The sequence below is a fragment of the Hydrogenophaga sp. genome (assembly GCF_965657535.1).
Lineage (GTDB): Bacteria > Pseudomonadota > Gammaproteobacteria > Burkholderiales > Burkholderiaceae_C > Hydrogenophaga.
Window position 1 is genome coordinate 199,320 of record NZ_CBFHOP010000007.1, and the last position, 12,978, is coordinate 212,297.

Genomic DNA, 12,978 nt, shown 5'->3' on the forward strand with positions numbered 1-12,978 from the left:
CGGGCGCCAGAAAGCGCCCAGGCAAATTGCCTATGATGAACCACCGGGATGCCCGCGCATCCCATGGAAAAACATGGCTACCCCACCCAATCACTCCATCACCGACCTGAAAACGCGCTACGGCGAACGCTACCGCTGGTTGCTGCTGCTCTCGGTCATGGTCGGCACCATGGCGTCCATCATGTCGTCCACCATCATCAACGTGGCGATCCCCGACATGAGCCAGCACTTCACCCTTGGCCAAGCCCGGGCGCAGTGGGTCACCTCGGGCTTTATGGCGGCCATGACCGTGTCCATGCTCACCACGCCGTGGCTGTTGTCGCGCTACGGCTACCGCCGCACCTATTCGGGCTGCATGTGGTTGCTGCTGGCGGGCGGTGTGGCCGGGGGTTTTGCCAACGACTTTGCCCTGGTGCTGGCTGCCCGCGTGGCCGAAGGCCTGGCGGCCGGCGTGGTGCAGCCCATTCCGGCCATCATCATCCTGCGGGCTTTTGAGCCCCACGAACAAGGCCGCGCCAGCGGCATTTTTGGCATGGGCGTGGTGCTGGCGCCGGCACTGGGCCCCAGCCTGGGCGGCCTGCTGGTGGACGGCTTTGGCTGGCGCTCCATCTTCTTCATGGTCGTGCCGTTTTGCATCGCCTCGCTCTGGATGGCGCAGCGCTTTGTGCCCAACTCCGCGCCGGGTGGCGGGGCAGCCAACACGCAAAGCGCCGCACTTGACTGGCGCGGCCTGCTGCTGGCCACCGCCGGCACGCTGTGCCTGCTCAATGGCCTGGTCGAACTGCAAACCGGCACCACCGCCAGCGCCACCGCGCTGCTGGGCAGCGCCGCGCTGATTCTGGTGGGTTTTGTGGTGCTGCAGCGCCGCACACTGAAGGCCCGCCAGCGTCACCCCGATCAGGGCACGGATCCGCTGATGAACCTGTCCCTGTTTGCCGACCGGCGCTTTGCCATGGGCAGCATCGTGGCGTTCATTTACGGCATTGCGCTGTTTGGCTCCACCTACTTGTTGCCGGTCTATATGCAGATGGGGCTTGGCCTTTCACCCTCGTATGTGGGCACCATCTTGCTGCCAGCGGGCGTGGTGCTGGCCGTCACCATTGCCATGGTGGGCCGCCTGGCCGACCGGCAGCCCACCCATGTGCTGGTGAGCATCGGGCTGGTGCTGCTGGCGGTGTCGTTTGCCATGATGTTCACCATCGATGTGCGGCGGCCCACCCAGATCGTGCCCTTGCTGGTGGTGTGGGCGGTGCTGGGGCGCATCGGGCTGGGCTTCATCTTGCCCTCGCTCAATATCGGCGCCATGCGCGGGCTGGGCCATGCCCACATTCCGCAAGGCGCCAGCGTCATCAACTTTCTGCGCATGCTCGGGGGCGCGGCCGGGGTGAGCTTGTGCGGCATCGTGCTGGAATGGCGCGTCGCCGCGCATGGCTTTCGCCTGGACACCGCCAGCACCAGCCCCGAACGCCTGGCCGCGTTTGACGAAACTTTCTTCATGCTGGCCGCCGTGTGCGCGGTGGCGCTGGTCGCTGCCTTGAAATTGAAAGCCACACCAGCCACGCAGGATTCAAAATAACGCCATGTGCCAATTGCTGGGCCTTAACTGCGCCACCCCCACCGACGCCTCGTTCAGCTTCACCGGCTTCTGCCAGCGCGGTGGCGCCACCGACCACCACGCCGACGGCTGGGGCATTGCGTTTTTTGAAGGCCGCGGCCTGCGCCTGTTTGTGGACCACGAATGCGCCGCCGAATCGCGCATGGCCGAGTTCCTGCGCAGCTACCCGCTCAAGAGCCGCAACATCATTGCCCATGTGCGCAAGGCCACAGTGGGTGGCGTGATGCTGGAAAACGCGCACCCCTTTACCCGCGAGCTGTGGGGACGACACTGGGTGTTTGCCCACAACGGCGACCTGAAAAACTACCAACCCAAACTGCACAGCCAGTTTCAACCGGTGGGCACCACCGACAGCGAACGCGCGTTTTGCTGGCTCATGCAAGAGCTGGCGAAATCGCACGCGGGCTTGCCCAGCATTGAGGAGCTAACGCTCACCCTGCGCGAACTGGTGCCGCAGGTGCGGCGCTTTGGTACCTTCAACTTTTTGCTGTCCAACGGCGAGGCGCTGTGGGCACACTGCAGCACCCAACTGCATTACCTGGTGCGCCAGCATCCGTTTGCTCAGGCCACCCTGATGGACCAGGACTGGACAGTGAACTTCGCCGACCTCAACAAGCCCGGCGACCGCGCCGCCGTGATCGTCACCACGCCGCTCACGCGCAACGAACAGTGGACCGCTTTCGAGCCCAACGAACTCAAGGTGTTTGTGGACGGCCTGCCGCGGCCCACCGCGGCAACATGCCCATGAACGCCTGGCTGGTGCTGGGTATGGCCATCGTGGCCGAGGTGATTGGCACCAGCGCGCTCAAAGCCAGCGAAGGCTTCACCCGGCTGGTGCCGTCGGTGGTGGTGGTGCTGGGTTACGCGGTCGCGTTTTACGGCCTGTCTCTGGTGCTCAAAACGCTACCGGTGGGTATCGCCTACGCCGTCTGGTCGGGCCTGGGCATTGTGCTCATCACCCTGGTGGCGTTCGTGATGTACGGGCAAAAGATCGACCTGCCAGGGCTCATCGGCATGGGGCTGATCGTGGCCGGCGTGGTGGTGCTCAACGCGTTTTCAAAGGCCGCAGCGCATTGACCAACCCGGCAACGGGCACGCCCGTCACAGCACCTTGAACAGCTTTTCTCGCAGCTCGGGCAAGCGCTTGGAGCCCATGCCGTGGTCGGCCATGCTGGCGGCCCAGGCGTGGTACACGGTGCGTAGCGCCTCCGTGGACTTGGCGTGAAAAATATCGTGAATGAGCGAAATACGCATTTGCTGGCCAATGATCGAGTTGATCGAATTGATCATGAAATGGCGCGCCATGTCGTTGTCTTTGGCGGTGCGCGTTTCAGGAGCCGGCAAGCCCTGTGGTGTGCCTGCGGCAGACACGGCCACCTTGGCGGCAGGCACCACCGCCGCTTTGCTTGGCGCCTCGGCGGCCACGCAACCCTGCGACAACAGCGCACCCAGAATCTGCTCAATGTCGTCGTGGCCCGACACAAAGGCCGACAGATCGCGGCCACTGCGTTTGCCGTCGACCAGCACCAGAATGCGCCGGGCCAGTGGCGCCAGGCCCAGCCCGCGGGACTGTATTTCCTGCTGCCCAACGGGCGTCTTGGAAAAAATCGCGGTGGTTAAATCAAACGTTTCGGTCATGTTGCGTCACGGTGATTGTTAAGGGTTCGCTCAACCGACCTGTTGTACTGCACACGCGCGCAACCAACAACCCGGGTATGCCATGACACGGGCTGCGAGCCATTCTTTTGGGTGCCCAAAACACACCTCAAAAGACGCCGTTTGGGCGCTGCGTTGCGCCCTCACGACACAGCCCGAGAACCGGATCAGCGGTGGCCCCGATGGGGCGCCTGGGCGCTGTTGGCACGGCGCTCTTCGCGCAGCATGAAGAGGTACAAACCTTCCACTTTTTCGCGTGCCCAGGGTGTTTTGCGCAAGAACCGCAGACTCGAACCCACGCTGGGGTCCACATTGAAACAGCGCACCGGAATGCGCTGGCCCAGCTCTTCCCAGCCGTAGTGGTCGGCCAACGCCGTCACGATGGTTTCCAGCGTGAGGCCATGCAGCGGATTGCGCGCCTGTGGCGCGGGTGGCTTGTGGCCCTCTTCTGCAGGCGGCGCGACCGGTTCTTCATTCATACGGGCACCTCCATGGCAGCTTCAAATGCATCCACAAACATGGCCGGCACATCAAACCCGGTCTGGTCGGTGATTTCCTGGAAGCAGGTCGGGCTGGTCACGTTGATTTCGGTGACCTTGTTGCCGATCATGTCCAAGCCCACCAGCAGCAGGCCGCGCGCGGCCAGTGTGGGCGCGATGGCTTCGGCCACGGCGCGGTCGGCATCGGTCAGCGGCTGCGCCACGCCTTTGCCACCGGCCGCGAGGTTGCCGCGCACCTCGTTGCCCTGCGGTATACGCGCCAGCACAAACGGCGCCACCCGGCCACCAATGAGCAGCAGGCGCTTGTCGCCCAGCGCAATCTCGGGCAGGTAGGCCTGCGCCATCACGCTCGTGGCGCCGCCCTGGTTCAGGGTTTCAATGATGGAACCCAGGTTCATGCCGTCGGCGCTGACGCGGAAAATGCCGGTGCCGCCCATGCCGTCGAGCGGTTTCAAAATGATGTCGCGGTGTTCGGCGTGAAAGGCTTTCAGCTCGTTGGCGTTGCGCGTGACCAGGGTGGGCGGTGCGAAGGCAGCGAACTCCATGAGCGCCAGTTTTTCCGGGTGGTCGCGCAGCGCACGCGGGCTGTTAAACACGCGTGCGCCTTCGCGCTCGGCTTGCTCCAGCAGGTGGGTGGTGTAGAAAAACTCGCTGTCAAACGGCGGGTCTTTGCGCATTAGCACGGCGTCAAACGCGTGCACCGGCTCCATGGTCTCGCTGGTCACGGTGAACCAGTCGTCGGCATGGCCGGTGAGCTGCAGGTGGCGCACCTGCGCGATCACCGGCTGGCCGCTGCGCCAGCTCATGAAACGCGGCTCGGTGCTGGCCACTTGGTGGCCGCGCTTTTGCAGTTCGCGCATCATGGAAAAGGTGGTGTCCTTGTAGATCTTGAAGGACTCAATGGGATCGGCGACGAAAAGAATGTTCATGTTGCGTTCAAGAGGCATTGCGGGCAGCCCCGTACTGTTGCACAAACAGCGCCAGCGCGCCGGCGACCACGCCCCAGAAGGCGGAGCCGATGCCGGCAATGACCACGCCGCTGAGCGTGACGAGGAAGGTGATGAGGGCGGCTTCGCGGTGGCTGTCGTCGCGCAGCGCTGCGTGCAGGCCGCCGCCAATGCTGCCCAGCAGCGCCAGCCCGGCAATGGCCAGCACCAGTTCTTTGGGAAACGCCAGCAGCAGCCCGGTGACGGCCGCACCAAAGAGGCCGATCACCACATACAGGGCGCCGCAGGCCACCGCGGCGGTGTAGCGCTTGGTCTTGTCCGGATGCGCCTCTTCGCCCATGCAAATGGCGGCCGTGATGGCGCTGAGGTTGAGCGCAAAGGCACCAAACGGGGCCAGCACCAGCGTGGCCAGGCCGGTGAGCGTGATGATGCGCGAAATGGGCAGGGTGTACCCCGCCGAGCGAATGGCCGCCACACCCGGCAGGTTTTGCGAGGCCATGGTGACCACAAAGAGTGGCAGCGCCAGGCTCACCAGCGCGGCCAGTGTGAATTCGGGCATGGTGAACACCGGGCGCGCCAGCGCAAACGACACCGCACCGCCGTTGAACTGTCCCCGAGCCGCCACATAAGCCACCGCCACGGCCAGCGTGAGCGGCACCGCATAACGCGCCAACCAGCGCCGGCCCACCAGGTAAGCCAGCAACATCAGCACCACCAGCGGCAGCGCCGTTTGTGCGGCGGCAAACGCTTGCAGACCAAACCGCGCCAGCACGCCCGCGAGCAAGGCCGATGCCAGCGCCACCGGGATGCGGTTCATCACCCGCTCGAACCAGCCCGTAGCGCCCACCAGCACAATGAGCACGGCACAGGCCATGAACGCCCCCACCGCCTGCGGCATGGTGAAGCCGCCGGCCAACCCTGCCGTGGCCAGCACAGCCGCCCCTGGCGTGCTCCAGGCCACCATGACCGGCTGCCTCAGCACCAACGAAGGAATGGCCGAACACAAGCCCATGCCCAGCCCCAGCGCCCACATCCAGGAGGTGATGAGCTCGGGCGTGGCCCCAAACGCCAGCGCCGCCTGAAAGACAATGGCGACCGAACTGGTGAACCCCACCAGCACGGCCACAAAACCGGCCGTGGCGGCCGACAGGTTCAGATCACGAAAAAAAGACATGGGGCGATTGTGCCGGTGCAGCACTGCGCCACCCCGGAGCGCGTGGCCGAACCCAGGATGCGGTGGAACCGGCTTGGCCGGGCCACTCGCATCGCCCCCTTCAGGGGGTGACGCCGAAGGCGGCGCGGGGGTGGGCCTTATCTTTCGGCGCGGGGGTCACTCGTAGACCTCTGCGTCCGGGTCGGTCGCTTCAAGCTCGTAGCTGGCGGCCAGCATGGCCAGGCGGCCGATCACGCCATACATGTAAAACCGGTTGGGCACGCTGGCGCCGGGCTTCACGCCGGGCTGAGGCAGCTGCGCGCTTTGCTCGAACGCCAGGGGCACAAAACGCGAGCCGGGCGCGTTGAGGTTTTCGTCCACGCCGCGCTCGGCGTGCACGCGGTAAAAGCCACCCACCACGTAGCGGTCCATCATGTACACCACCGGCTCGGCCACGGCCGCGTTGATGCGCTCGTTGGTCAGCACGCCTTCCTGGATGATCACTTCGGTAACCGGCTGGCCACCCTGGGCCGAGGCCATGCGCTCGCGCGCCTGGGGGCTCAGCGCGTCAATGTCTTTGGCGTCGCGCAGTGTCATGATGCCCATACCGCCGGTGCCGTTGTCGGCCTTGACCACCACAAACGGCTTTTCGTTGATGCCGTACTCCTTGTACTTGCGGCGAATTTTCCCCAGCAACGCGTCGGTGTTGCTGCGCAGGCATTCCAGGCCATGCGCTTCGGCAAAGTTCACTTCGCCGCACTGGTTGAACAAGGGGTTGATGAGCCAGTGGTCCATGCCCAGCAGCTTGCCGAAACGCTTCGACACCTCTTCGTAGGCCTTGAAATGGTGGCTCTTGCGGCGCGTGCCCCAGCCGGCATGCAGTGGCGGCAGCAGGTACTGCTCGTGCAGATCTTCCAGAATACCGGGCACGCCCGCGCTCAGGTCGTTGTTGAGCAAGATGGTGCAGGGGTCGAAGTGCTTCAGACCCAGGCGGCGCTTGCTGCGGATCAACGGCTCCAGCGTGACCGATTCACCGCCCGGCAGTTCAATGGTGGTGGGCGCCTTGATATCGTTGGACAGCGAACCCAGCCGCACATTCAAGCCAGCTTGGTAAAAAATCCGCTGCAACTGGCGCAGGTTGCTCAGATAAAAAATGTCGGTGGTGCTCTCAGGCACCAGCAACAGGTTCTTGGCCTCGGGGCAAATCTTCTCGATGGCGGCCATGGCGGCCTGCACCGCCAGCGGCATCATTTCGGGCGTGAGGTGGTTCCAGCCGGCGGGGTACAGGTTGGTGTCCACCGGTGCGAGCTTGAAACCGGCGTTGCGCACGTCCACCGAGCTGTAAAACGGCGGCGTGTGCTCCATCCACTCCAGCCGGAACCAGCGCTCGATCACCGGCGTGGACTCCAGGATGCGCTGTTCCAGTTCGTTGATGGGGCCGGTCAAGGCGGTGACGAGGTGCGGAACCATAGGGGCCTTTGCAGAAAAAGGGAGTCAATCGGACCCATTGTAGGGAGCGGCCGTTGCAGTCGGAAGGCAGAAATGGGGGCGATCATGGAGCGTACAAGGCGCGCCCGGCACAAAGCACGGGCTTCCAAGGTCCGCTGCGGTGGCATGCACCCCGCCGCAGCACCGGTCGGCTCAGATGATCGATGTATGACCAAGCATGCCGCGTGGGGTCAGAGCCTGACCTCGCCCTCACCCAGCACCACGTACTTGAGCGAGGTCAGTCCCTCCACGCCGACCGGCCCACGGGCGTGGAACTTGTCGGTGGAAATGCCGATTTCAGCCCCCAGACCGTACTCGAAACCATCCGCGAAGCGGGTGCTCGCATTCACCATGACGCTGGAAGAGTCGACCTCGCGCAAGAAGCGCTGGGCGTGCATGTGGTCGCGCGTGATGATGGCTTCGGTGTGGTGGCTGCTGTAGCGGTTGATGTGGGCAATGGCCTCGTCCAGGCCACTCACCACCTTCACGCTGATGACCGGCGCCAAATATTCTTCGCTCCAGTCTTGTTCGGTAGCATCTTTCAGCTGCGCGCCAGCCACTGCGCCCAACACGGCCCGGGCCTCGGGGCAGCAGCGCATTTCCACGCCTTTGGCGGCGTAAATGGCGCCTATTTGCGGCAAAAATTCGGCCGCCACAGCGCGCGCCACCAGCAAGCTCTCGGTGGCGTTGCACGGGCTGTACTTCTGGGTCTTGGCGTTGTCGGCCACCTTCACCGCCATGGCGATGTCGCACGGGTCGTCCACATAGGTGTGGCAGTTGCCGTCCAGGTGCTTGATGACGGGCACCTTGGCCTCGGCGCTGATGCGTTCAATCAAGCCCTTGCCGCCGCGCGGGATGATCACGTCCACATACTGCGGCATGGTGATGAGCTGGCCTACGGCGGCGCGGTCGGTGGTGGGCACCAGCTGCACCGCGTCGGTGGGCAAGCCGGCACCGGCCAGCGCCTGCTGCACCAGCGTGGCCAGCGCGCGGTTGGAGTCGATGGCCTCAGAACCGCCGCGCAAAATGCAGGCGTTGCCGCTCTTTATGGACAGGCTGGCCGCTTCAATCGTCACGTTGGGTCGGCTCTCGTAGATCATGCCGAACACGCCAATGGGCACGCGCATCTGGCCCACGCGGATGCCGCTGGGCATTTGCTTCAACCCCGAAATTTCGCCAATGATGTCTGGCATGGCAGCCAACTGCTCGCAGCCCTGGGCGCAGGTTTCGATCACCTGCGGTGTGAGCTTCAGGCGGTCCACCATGGGTTCGGCCAGCCCGGCGGCTCGGGCGCGCTCCAGGTCTTTGGCGTTTTCAAGCTGCAGCGGCGCCACGTTGGCGCGCAGCAAAGCCGCCAGACCCCGCAAGGCCTTGAGCTTGGTGGCGGCACTGGCCTTGGCCATCAGGGCCGAAGCGGCTTTGGCCTGGCTGCCCAAGGTGTTCATAAGTTCGGTGGTGTGGGTCGCATTCATACCGACGATTTTCGCACCGCAGCGGCAGGCCTGCGCACCACAGAAAGCGGTTCGGTGCGTACCGGGGTGTGTATATTTACGCCAGCCCACGCTAGAAAACCCTGCCACGGACCACCCAACACCCACCCCACCCCGGAACCGACCATGAAAACCGCCCTCGACCTCGTTGCTGCCGCCAAAGCCCGCGTGAGCGAAATTCCCGTGAGCGAGGCCGAAGCGGCCATTCGCGAGGCCGACGTGTTGCTCGACGTGCGTGAAGGCGACGAGTTTGCCAACGGCCACTTGCCTGGCGCAGTACACGCCTCGCGCGGCATGCTCGAATTCAAGCTCAGCAGCACCCCCGCACTCACCGCCCGCGACCTGAAGGTGGTGCTGTACTGCAAGACCAGCGGCCGCGCCGCCCTGGCCGCCGCCGCCATGCACGAAATGGGCTACTTGAACGTAAAGTCCATCGCTGGCGGTTTTGACGCCTGGGTGGCCGCCGGCAAGCCGGTGGTGAAGCCAGAGATGCCGTCGTTCGGCTGAGACGACGCAACCCCAGCCCCTGCTGGCGCCTCCCTCGCAGGCCGCCGCCAAGAGGTTTAGACTGCTGTGTGGACGCCCAAGGGGGTAAACCATCGCCAGGCGCCCGCGCAGGAGTTTGCCATGATGGAAAATGACTGGGGCCACGGCTGGGGTGGCATCGGGTTTGGCGGGCCGTTGATGCTGATCCTCTGGGCCGCACTGATTGGCGGTGCCATTTGGCTGGTTCGCTGGCTGATGTCCAACGACACCAGCCGACGAAGTCAACCCCCACAACACACGGCGCTTGACACGCTCAAACAGCGGTACGCCCAAGGTGAAATCGATCGCGACGAGTTTGAGCAGAAGCGCCGCGACCTGGAAGCCTGAGCCAAGTACCGACCGGGTATCCTGCCCGCTTAAAACGGGTAATGGCGCGGTGTGGTCTGCACCGTGATCCAGCGCAGTTCGGTGAACTCGGCGATGCCGGCTTTGCCACCGAAGCGGCCAATGCCCGAGCCCTTCACGCCACCGAACGGCATTTGCGCTTCGTCGTGCACGGTGGGGCCGTTCACGTGGCAGATGCCGCTGTCGATCTTGCGGGCCACATTGAAGGCGCGCGCAATGTCGCCGCCGAACACAGCGGCACTCAGGCCGTATTCGTTGTCGTTGGCGCAGGCAATGGCTTCTTCCACACCGTTCACGCGCACCACGCATTTCACCGGACCAAAGGTTTCCTCGTGGTAGATGCGCATGGCGGGGGTCACATGGTCGAGCACGGTGGCGGGCATGAGGGTGGTGTCGGCCTTGCCGCCGCAAGCGAGCTTGGCGCCCTTGGCCAGCGCATCGTCGATGAGTTCGTTGCAGTGGTTCACCGTGCCCATGCCAATCACCGAACCCAGCACCACGGGCTCGGGCTTGCGCGGGTCGCCCAGCGGCAGGTTTTTGGCCTTGTCAGCGAATTTTTTCACAAAGGCGTCCGCGATCTTGTTGTCCACGATGATGCGTTCGGTGCTCATGCAGATCTGGCCGCTGTTGGCAAAGGCGCCGAAGGCCGCGCCGTTCACAGCGTCGTCCAGGTTGGCGTCGTCCAGCACCACCAGCGGCGCCTTGCCACCGAGCTCCAGCACAACGGGTTTGAGGTATTTGGCGCAAGTGGCGGCAATGATCTTGCCGACCTTGGTGGAGCCGGTGAAGTTCACGCGGCGCACCGCCGGGTGGGCCACCATGGCTTCGACCACAGCACCCGCGTCGGCCGGCGCGTTGGTGATGTAGTTCACCACGCCGGGCGGGAAGCCGGCGTCCTGAAACGCTTCAATGATCAGCTGATGGGTGCGCGGGCAGTTCTCGCTGCCTTTCAAGATGACGGTGTTGCCACACGCCAGCGGCACGCAAATGGCGCGCACGGCCAGGATGATGGGCGCATTCCACGGCGCAATGCCCAGCACCACGCCAGCCGGCTGACGAATGCCCATGGCCAGAGAACCGGGCACATCCGACGGAATCACCTCGCCCGACACCTGGGTGGTGAGCGCGGCGGCTTCGCGGATCATGCCGGCGGCCAGCATCACGTTGAAGCCGCCCCACATGCCGGTGGCACCGGTCTCGGCGGACACGGCTTCGATGAACGCGGGCGTCTTGGCTTCCAGCGCGTCGGCCGCCTTGAGCAGCAGCGCGCGGCGCGCGCTCGGGCCGGTTTCGCTCCAGGTCTTGAAGGCTTCAGCCGCGGCTTCCACCGCCATCACGGCGTCGGCCGGGGAAGCGGCGGGTGCGCGCGTGGCCACGCTGCCGTCGAGTGGGTTGCGGCGTTCGAAGGTGGCGCCTTTTTCAGCGGTGACCTTGAGGCCGTTGATGAGCATGGACATGTCGGACATGGGGTTCTCCTTGGGTTCAGATGACAGGGTGTTCAGGTGGTGGCTGCGGCCTTGCGGCGCTGCACGGCATCGGCCGCGCTGGTGGTGCCGGTGGCGGGGTCTTTGTCGGCGCCGAGATACGCCTCGCGGATCACGGTAGAGCGCGCGAGCAGCTTCGCCGGGCCGCTCGCCACCAGCGTGCCGCGCTCCATCACGTAACCGCGGTCGGCCACGGCCAGCGCCTTTTTCACGTTCTGTTCGACCATGAGCACGGTGGTGCCGGCGTCCGCAATGCGGCGCACGATGCTGAGCAGCTCGTCCACCATCTTGGGCGCAAGCCCCAGCGACGGTTCGTCGAGCATGAGCAGGCGCGGCGCGCACATCATGGCGCGCGCCACGGCCACCATCTGCTGCTCGCCGCCGCTCATGGTGCCGGCCAGCTGGGTGGCGCGTTCCTTGAGCTTGGGGAAGTCCACAAAAGCCTGGGCCAGGCGCTCGACGCGTTGCGCTTTGGGCACCAGCCAGCCGCCCAGCTCCAGGTTTTCGGTCACGGTGAGTTGCGGAAACAACTGGCGGCCTTCAGGCACCAGGGCCACACCGGCCTGCACGATCTCGTGCGTTTTCTCGGGCATTTCGGCGCCGTTGAGCAACACCGATCCGCCGCGCGGGATCAGGCCGTTGAGCGCCTTGAGCAGCGTGGTCTTGCCCGCGCCGTTGGGGCCGAGCACCACGGTCAGGCCGGGCTGGATGTCGAGCTGGATGTCCCGCAGCACGAGAAATGCACCGTAGCCGGCCGAGAGTCCGTTTACTTTGAGGCGCGCGCGTGCGCCGCCACCGAGTTCGAAGGGGATGGGGCGGTACCACATCATGCGGTGGTCTCCTGGACAACGTTGTCGTTCTCGTTCATCTCGTCGCCCAGGTAGGCCTCGATCACCTCGGCGTTGCGCACCACCTCGGCGGGGGTGCCGTCGGCGATCTTTTTGCCCTGGTGCAGCACGATCACGCGCTCCACATGGCGCAGCAGCGTGGTCACGGCGTGCTCGATCCAGACCACGGTGAGGTCGAGCTCGTCGCGCAGGCGGCGGATCAGCTGCGCCATTTCCTCCACCTCGTTTTCGGTCAGGCCGGCGGCCACTTCGTCCAGCAGCAGCATGCGCGGGCGCGTGGCCAGCGCCATGCCAATTTCGAGCAGCCGCTGCTGCGAGGGCGTGATGGCGGCAGCGGGCAAGTCGGCCTGCGCGCTCAGGCCGATGAGGCCCAGAATGCTCTCGGGCGTGCGCAGCACCCACGGCACCGTGGTCTCTTCGCCCCACCAGATGTACTTGCGCGGCCGGCGGCCGGCGAACTTGAGGCCAAAAGCGATGTTGTCGCGCACCAGCATGTCGGGAAATGTGCGCGGGGTCTGGAAGGTGCGCGCCAGGCCACTAGCCGCAAAGCGGTGCGGCCCTTTGCCGCTGAGCTCTCGCCCCTGCATCAGCAGCTTGCCGCTGGTGGCCTGGGTGACGCCCGAGATGGCGTTGAAGAAGGTGGTCTTGCCCGCACCGTTGGGGCCGATGATGCCGACCAGCTCGCCTGGCATGAAACGCGCGCTAACAGCGTCCACCGCCGTGAGGCCGCCGAAGCGCACGGTGATGTCGCGGGCGTCGAGGAGGGGTTTCCCCGTGTCGGTCATGTGTGCTCCCCGAAACGCGCCATGCCACGCGCGCAACCACCGAGCCCAGAGGTGCCACGGAACCGGCTTTGCCGGGCCGTAGGCGCCGCCCCCTTGAGGGGGGCGCGCGAAGCGCGGCGGG

Annotated in this window: 14 protein-coding genes; 5 read left to right on the plus strand and 9 right to left on the minus strand. The window is 65.1% G+C overall.

Annotated elements, in window-relative coordinates; genetic code table 11:
• Positions 1-73 precede the first annotated feature (73 nt).
• The 3 genes from ACTG4K_RS13970 to ACTG4K_RS13980 are packed head-to-tail and all read left to right on the plus strand — an operon-like array spanning position 74 to position 2,692.
• Positions 74-1,576, plus strand: coding sequence for a DHA2 family efflux MFS transporter permease subunit (locus ACTG4K_RS13970; protein WP_439114817.1), 1,503 nt, complete (start codon positions 74-76; stop codon positions 1,574-1,576).
• Between the two features lie 4 nt (positions 1,577-1,580).
• The gene (locus tag ACTG4K_RS13975; protein ID WP_439114818.1) at positions 1,581-2,363 is read left to right on the plus strand and encodes a class II glutamine amidotransferase; all 783 of its coding nucleotides are present in this window, start codon (positions 1,581-1,583) and stop codon (positions 2,361-2,363) included.
• Entirely contained in the window at positions 2,360-2,692 is a 333-nt protein-coding gene (locus ACTG4K_RS13980) for an SMR family transporter (protein ID WP_439114819.1), read from the plus strand. Before ACTG4K_RS13975 ends, ACTG4K_RS13980 begins: the two co-directional genes overlap by 4 nt.
• A gap of 24 nt (positions 2,693-2,716) precedes the next feature.
• On the opposite strand, the gene ACTG4K_RS13985 is transcribed toward ACTG4K_RS13980, so the two are convergent.
• The 6 genes from ACTG4K_RS13985 to ACTG4K_RS14010 form a co-directional block, all read right to left on the minus strand.
• Positions 2,717-3,253 carry a hypothetical protein gene (locus ACTG4K_RS13985; RefSeq protein ID WP_439114820.1) on the minus strand — a complete coding sequence of 179 codons (537 nt, stop codon included), beginning with the start codon at positions 3,251-3,253 and terminating at the stop codon, positions 2,717-2,719.
• 185 nt (positions 3,254-3,438) lie between these two features.
• Complete coding sequence (locus ACTG4K_RS13990) at positions 3,439-3,750, minus strand: VF530 family DNA-binding protein (RefSeq protein WP_439114821.1); 312 nt, start codon at positions 3,748-3,750, stop codon at positions 3,439-3,441.
• On the minus strand, positions 3,747-4,700 hold the full coding sequence (gshB, locus tag ACTG4K_RS13995; RefSeq protein ID WP_439114822.1) for a glutathione synthase: 954 nt from the start codon (positions 4,698-4,700) through the stop codon (positions 3,747-3,749). Before gshB ends, ACTG4K_RS13990 begins: the two co-directional genes overlap by 4 nt.
• A gap of 7 nt (positions 4,701-4,707) precedes the next feature.
• Positions 4,708-5,892, minus strand: coding sequence for a benzoate/H(+) symporter BenE family transporter (locus tag ACTG4K_RS14000; protein ID WP_439114823.1), 1,185 nt, complete (start codon positions 5,890-5,892; stop codon positions 4,708-4,710).
• A 156-nt stretch (positions 5,893-6,048) separates the two neighbouring features.
• Complete coding sequence (gene gshA, locus ACTG4K_RS14005; protein ID WP_439114824.1) at positions 6,049-7,341, minus strand: glutamate--cysteine ligase; 1,293 nt, start codon at positions 7,339-7,341, stop codon at positions 6,049-6,051.
• 209 nt (positions 7,342-7,550) lie between these two features.
• Complete coding sequence (locus tag ACTG4K_RS14010; RefSeq protein WP_439114825.1) at positions 7,551-8,831, minus strand: glutamate-5-semialdehyde dehydrogenase; 1,281 nt, start codon at positions 8,829-8,831, stop codon at positions 7,551-7,553.
• A 144-nt stretch (positions 8,832-8,975) separates the two neighbouring features.
• Here ACTG4K_RS14010 and ACTG4K_RS14015 point away from each other — a divergent pair, with 144 nt between their 5' ends.
• Together ACTG4K_RS14015 and ACTG4K_RS14020 are read left to right on the plus strand one after the other, a co-directional pair.
• Positions 8,976-9,356: a rhodanese-like domain-containing protein gene (locus ACTG4K_RS14015; RefSeq protein WP_439114826.1), complete on the plus strand. Its 381-nt coding sequence runs from the start codon at positions 8,976-8,978 to the stop codon at positions 9,354-9,356.
• Positions 9,357-9,476: 120 nt separating this feature from the next.
• A complete protein-coding gene (locus ACTG4K_RS14020) occupies positions 9,477-9,722 on the plus strand; it encodes an SHOCT domain-containing protein (protein ID WP_439114827.1) in 246 nt (81 codons plus the stop codon).
• A 29-nt stretch (positions 9,723-9,751) separates the two neighbouring features.
• On the opposite strand, the gene ACTG4K_RS14025 is transcribed toward ACTG4K_RS14020, so the two are convergent.
• From ACTG4K_RS14025 to ACTG4K_RS14035, 3 genes are read right to left on the minus strand one after another with little or no spacing between them, the layout of a single operon-like run.
• Positions 9,752-11,206 carry an aldehyde dehydrogenase gene (locus ACTG4K_RS14025; RefSeq protein WP_439114828.1) on the minus strand — a complete coding sequence of 485 codons (1,455 nt, stop codon included), beginning with the start codon at positions 11,204-11,206 and terminating at the stop codon, positions 9,752-9,754.
• 32 nt (positions 11,207-11,238) lie between these two features.
• Positions 11,239-12,054 carry an ABC transporter ATP-binding protein gene (locus ACTG4K_RS14030; protein ID WP_439114829.1) on the minus strand — a complete coding sequence of 272 codons (816 nt, stop codon included), beginning with the start codon at positions 12,052-12,054 and terminating at the stop codon, positions 11,239-11,241.
• Complete coding sequence (locus ACTG4K_RS14035; RefSeq protein WP_439114830.1) at positions 12,051-12,857, minus strand: ABC transporter ATP-binding protein; 807 nt, start codon at positions 12,855-12,857, stop codon at positions 12,051-12,053. The genes ACTG4K_RS14030 and ACTG4K_RS14035 overlap by 4 nt, the downstream gene beginning before the upstream one ends.
• Positions 12,858-12,978 lie beyond the last annotated feature (121 nt).

Bases quoted from the DNA above. Each gene is read 5' to 3' on its own strand.
- ACTG4K_RS13970 (WP_439114817.1), top strand. From the start codon at position 74: ATGGCTACCCCACCCAATCACTCCATCACCGACCTGAAAACGCGCTAC.
- ACTG4K_RS13975 (WP_439114818.1), top strand. From the start codon at position 1,581: ATGTGCCAATTGCTGGGCCTTAACTGCGCCACCCCCACCGACGCCTCG.
- ACTG4K_RS13980 (WP_439114819.1), top strand. From the start codon at position 2,360: ATGAACGCCTGGCTGGTGCTGGGTATGGCCATCGTGGCCGAGGTGATT.
- ACTG4K_RS13985 (WP_439114820.1), bottom strand. From the start codon at position 3,253: ATGACCGAAACGTTTGATTTAACCACCGCGATTTTTTCCAAGACGCCC.
- ACTG4K_RS13990 (WP_439114821.1), bottom strand. From the start codon at position 3,750: ATGAATGAAGAACCGGTCGCGCCGCCTGCAGAAGAGGGCCACAAGCCA.
- gshB (WP_439114822.1), bottom strand. From the start codon at position 4,700: ATGAACATTCTTTTCGTCGCCGATCCCATTGAGTCCTTCAAGATCTAC.
- ACTG4K_RS14000 (WP_439114823.1), bottom strand. From the start codon at position 5,892: ATGTCTTTTTTTCGTGATCTGAACCTGTCGGCCGCCACGGCCGGTTTT.
- gshA (WP_439114824.1), bottom strand. From the start codon at position 7,341: ATGGTTCCGCACCTCGTCACCGCCTTGACCGGCCCCATCAACGAACTG.
- ACTG4K_RS14010 (WP_439114825.1), bottom strand. From the start codon at position 8,831: ATGAATGCGACCCACACCACCGAACTTATGAACACCTTGGGCAGCCAG.
- ACTG4K_RS14015 (WP_439114826.1), top strand. From the start codon at position 8,976: ATGAAAACCGCCCTCGACCTCGTTGCTGCCGCCAAAGCCCGCGTGAGC.
- ACTG4K_RS14020 (WP_439114827.1), top strand. From the start codon at position 9,477: ATGATGGAAAATGACTGGGGCCACGGCTGGGGTGGCATCGGGTTTGGC.
- ACTG4K_RS14025 (WP_439114828.1), bottom strand. From the start codon at position 11,206: ATGTCCGACATGTCCATGCTCATCAACGGCCTCAAGGTCACCGCTGAA.
- ACTG4K_RS14030 (WP_439114829.1), bottom strand. From the start codon at position 12,054: ATGATGTGGTACCGCCCCATCCCCTTCGAACTCGGTGGCGGCGCACGC.
- ACTG4K_RS14035 (WP_439114830.1), bottom strand. From the start codon at position 12,857: ATGACCGACACGGGGAAACCCCTCCTCGACGCCCGCGACATCACCGTG.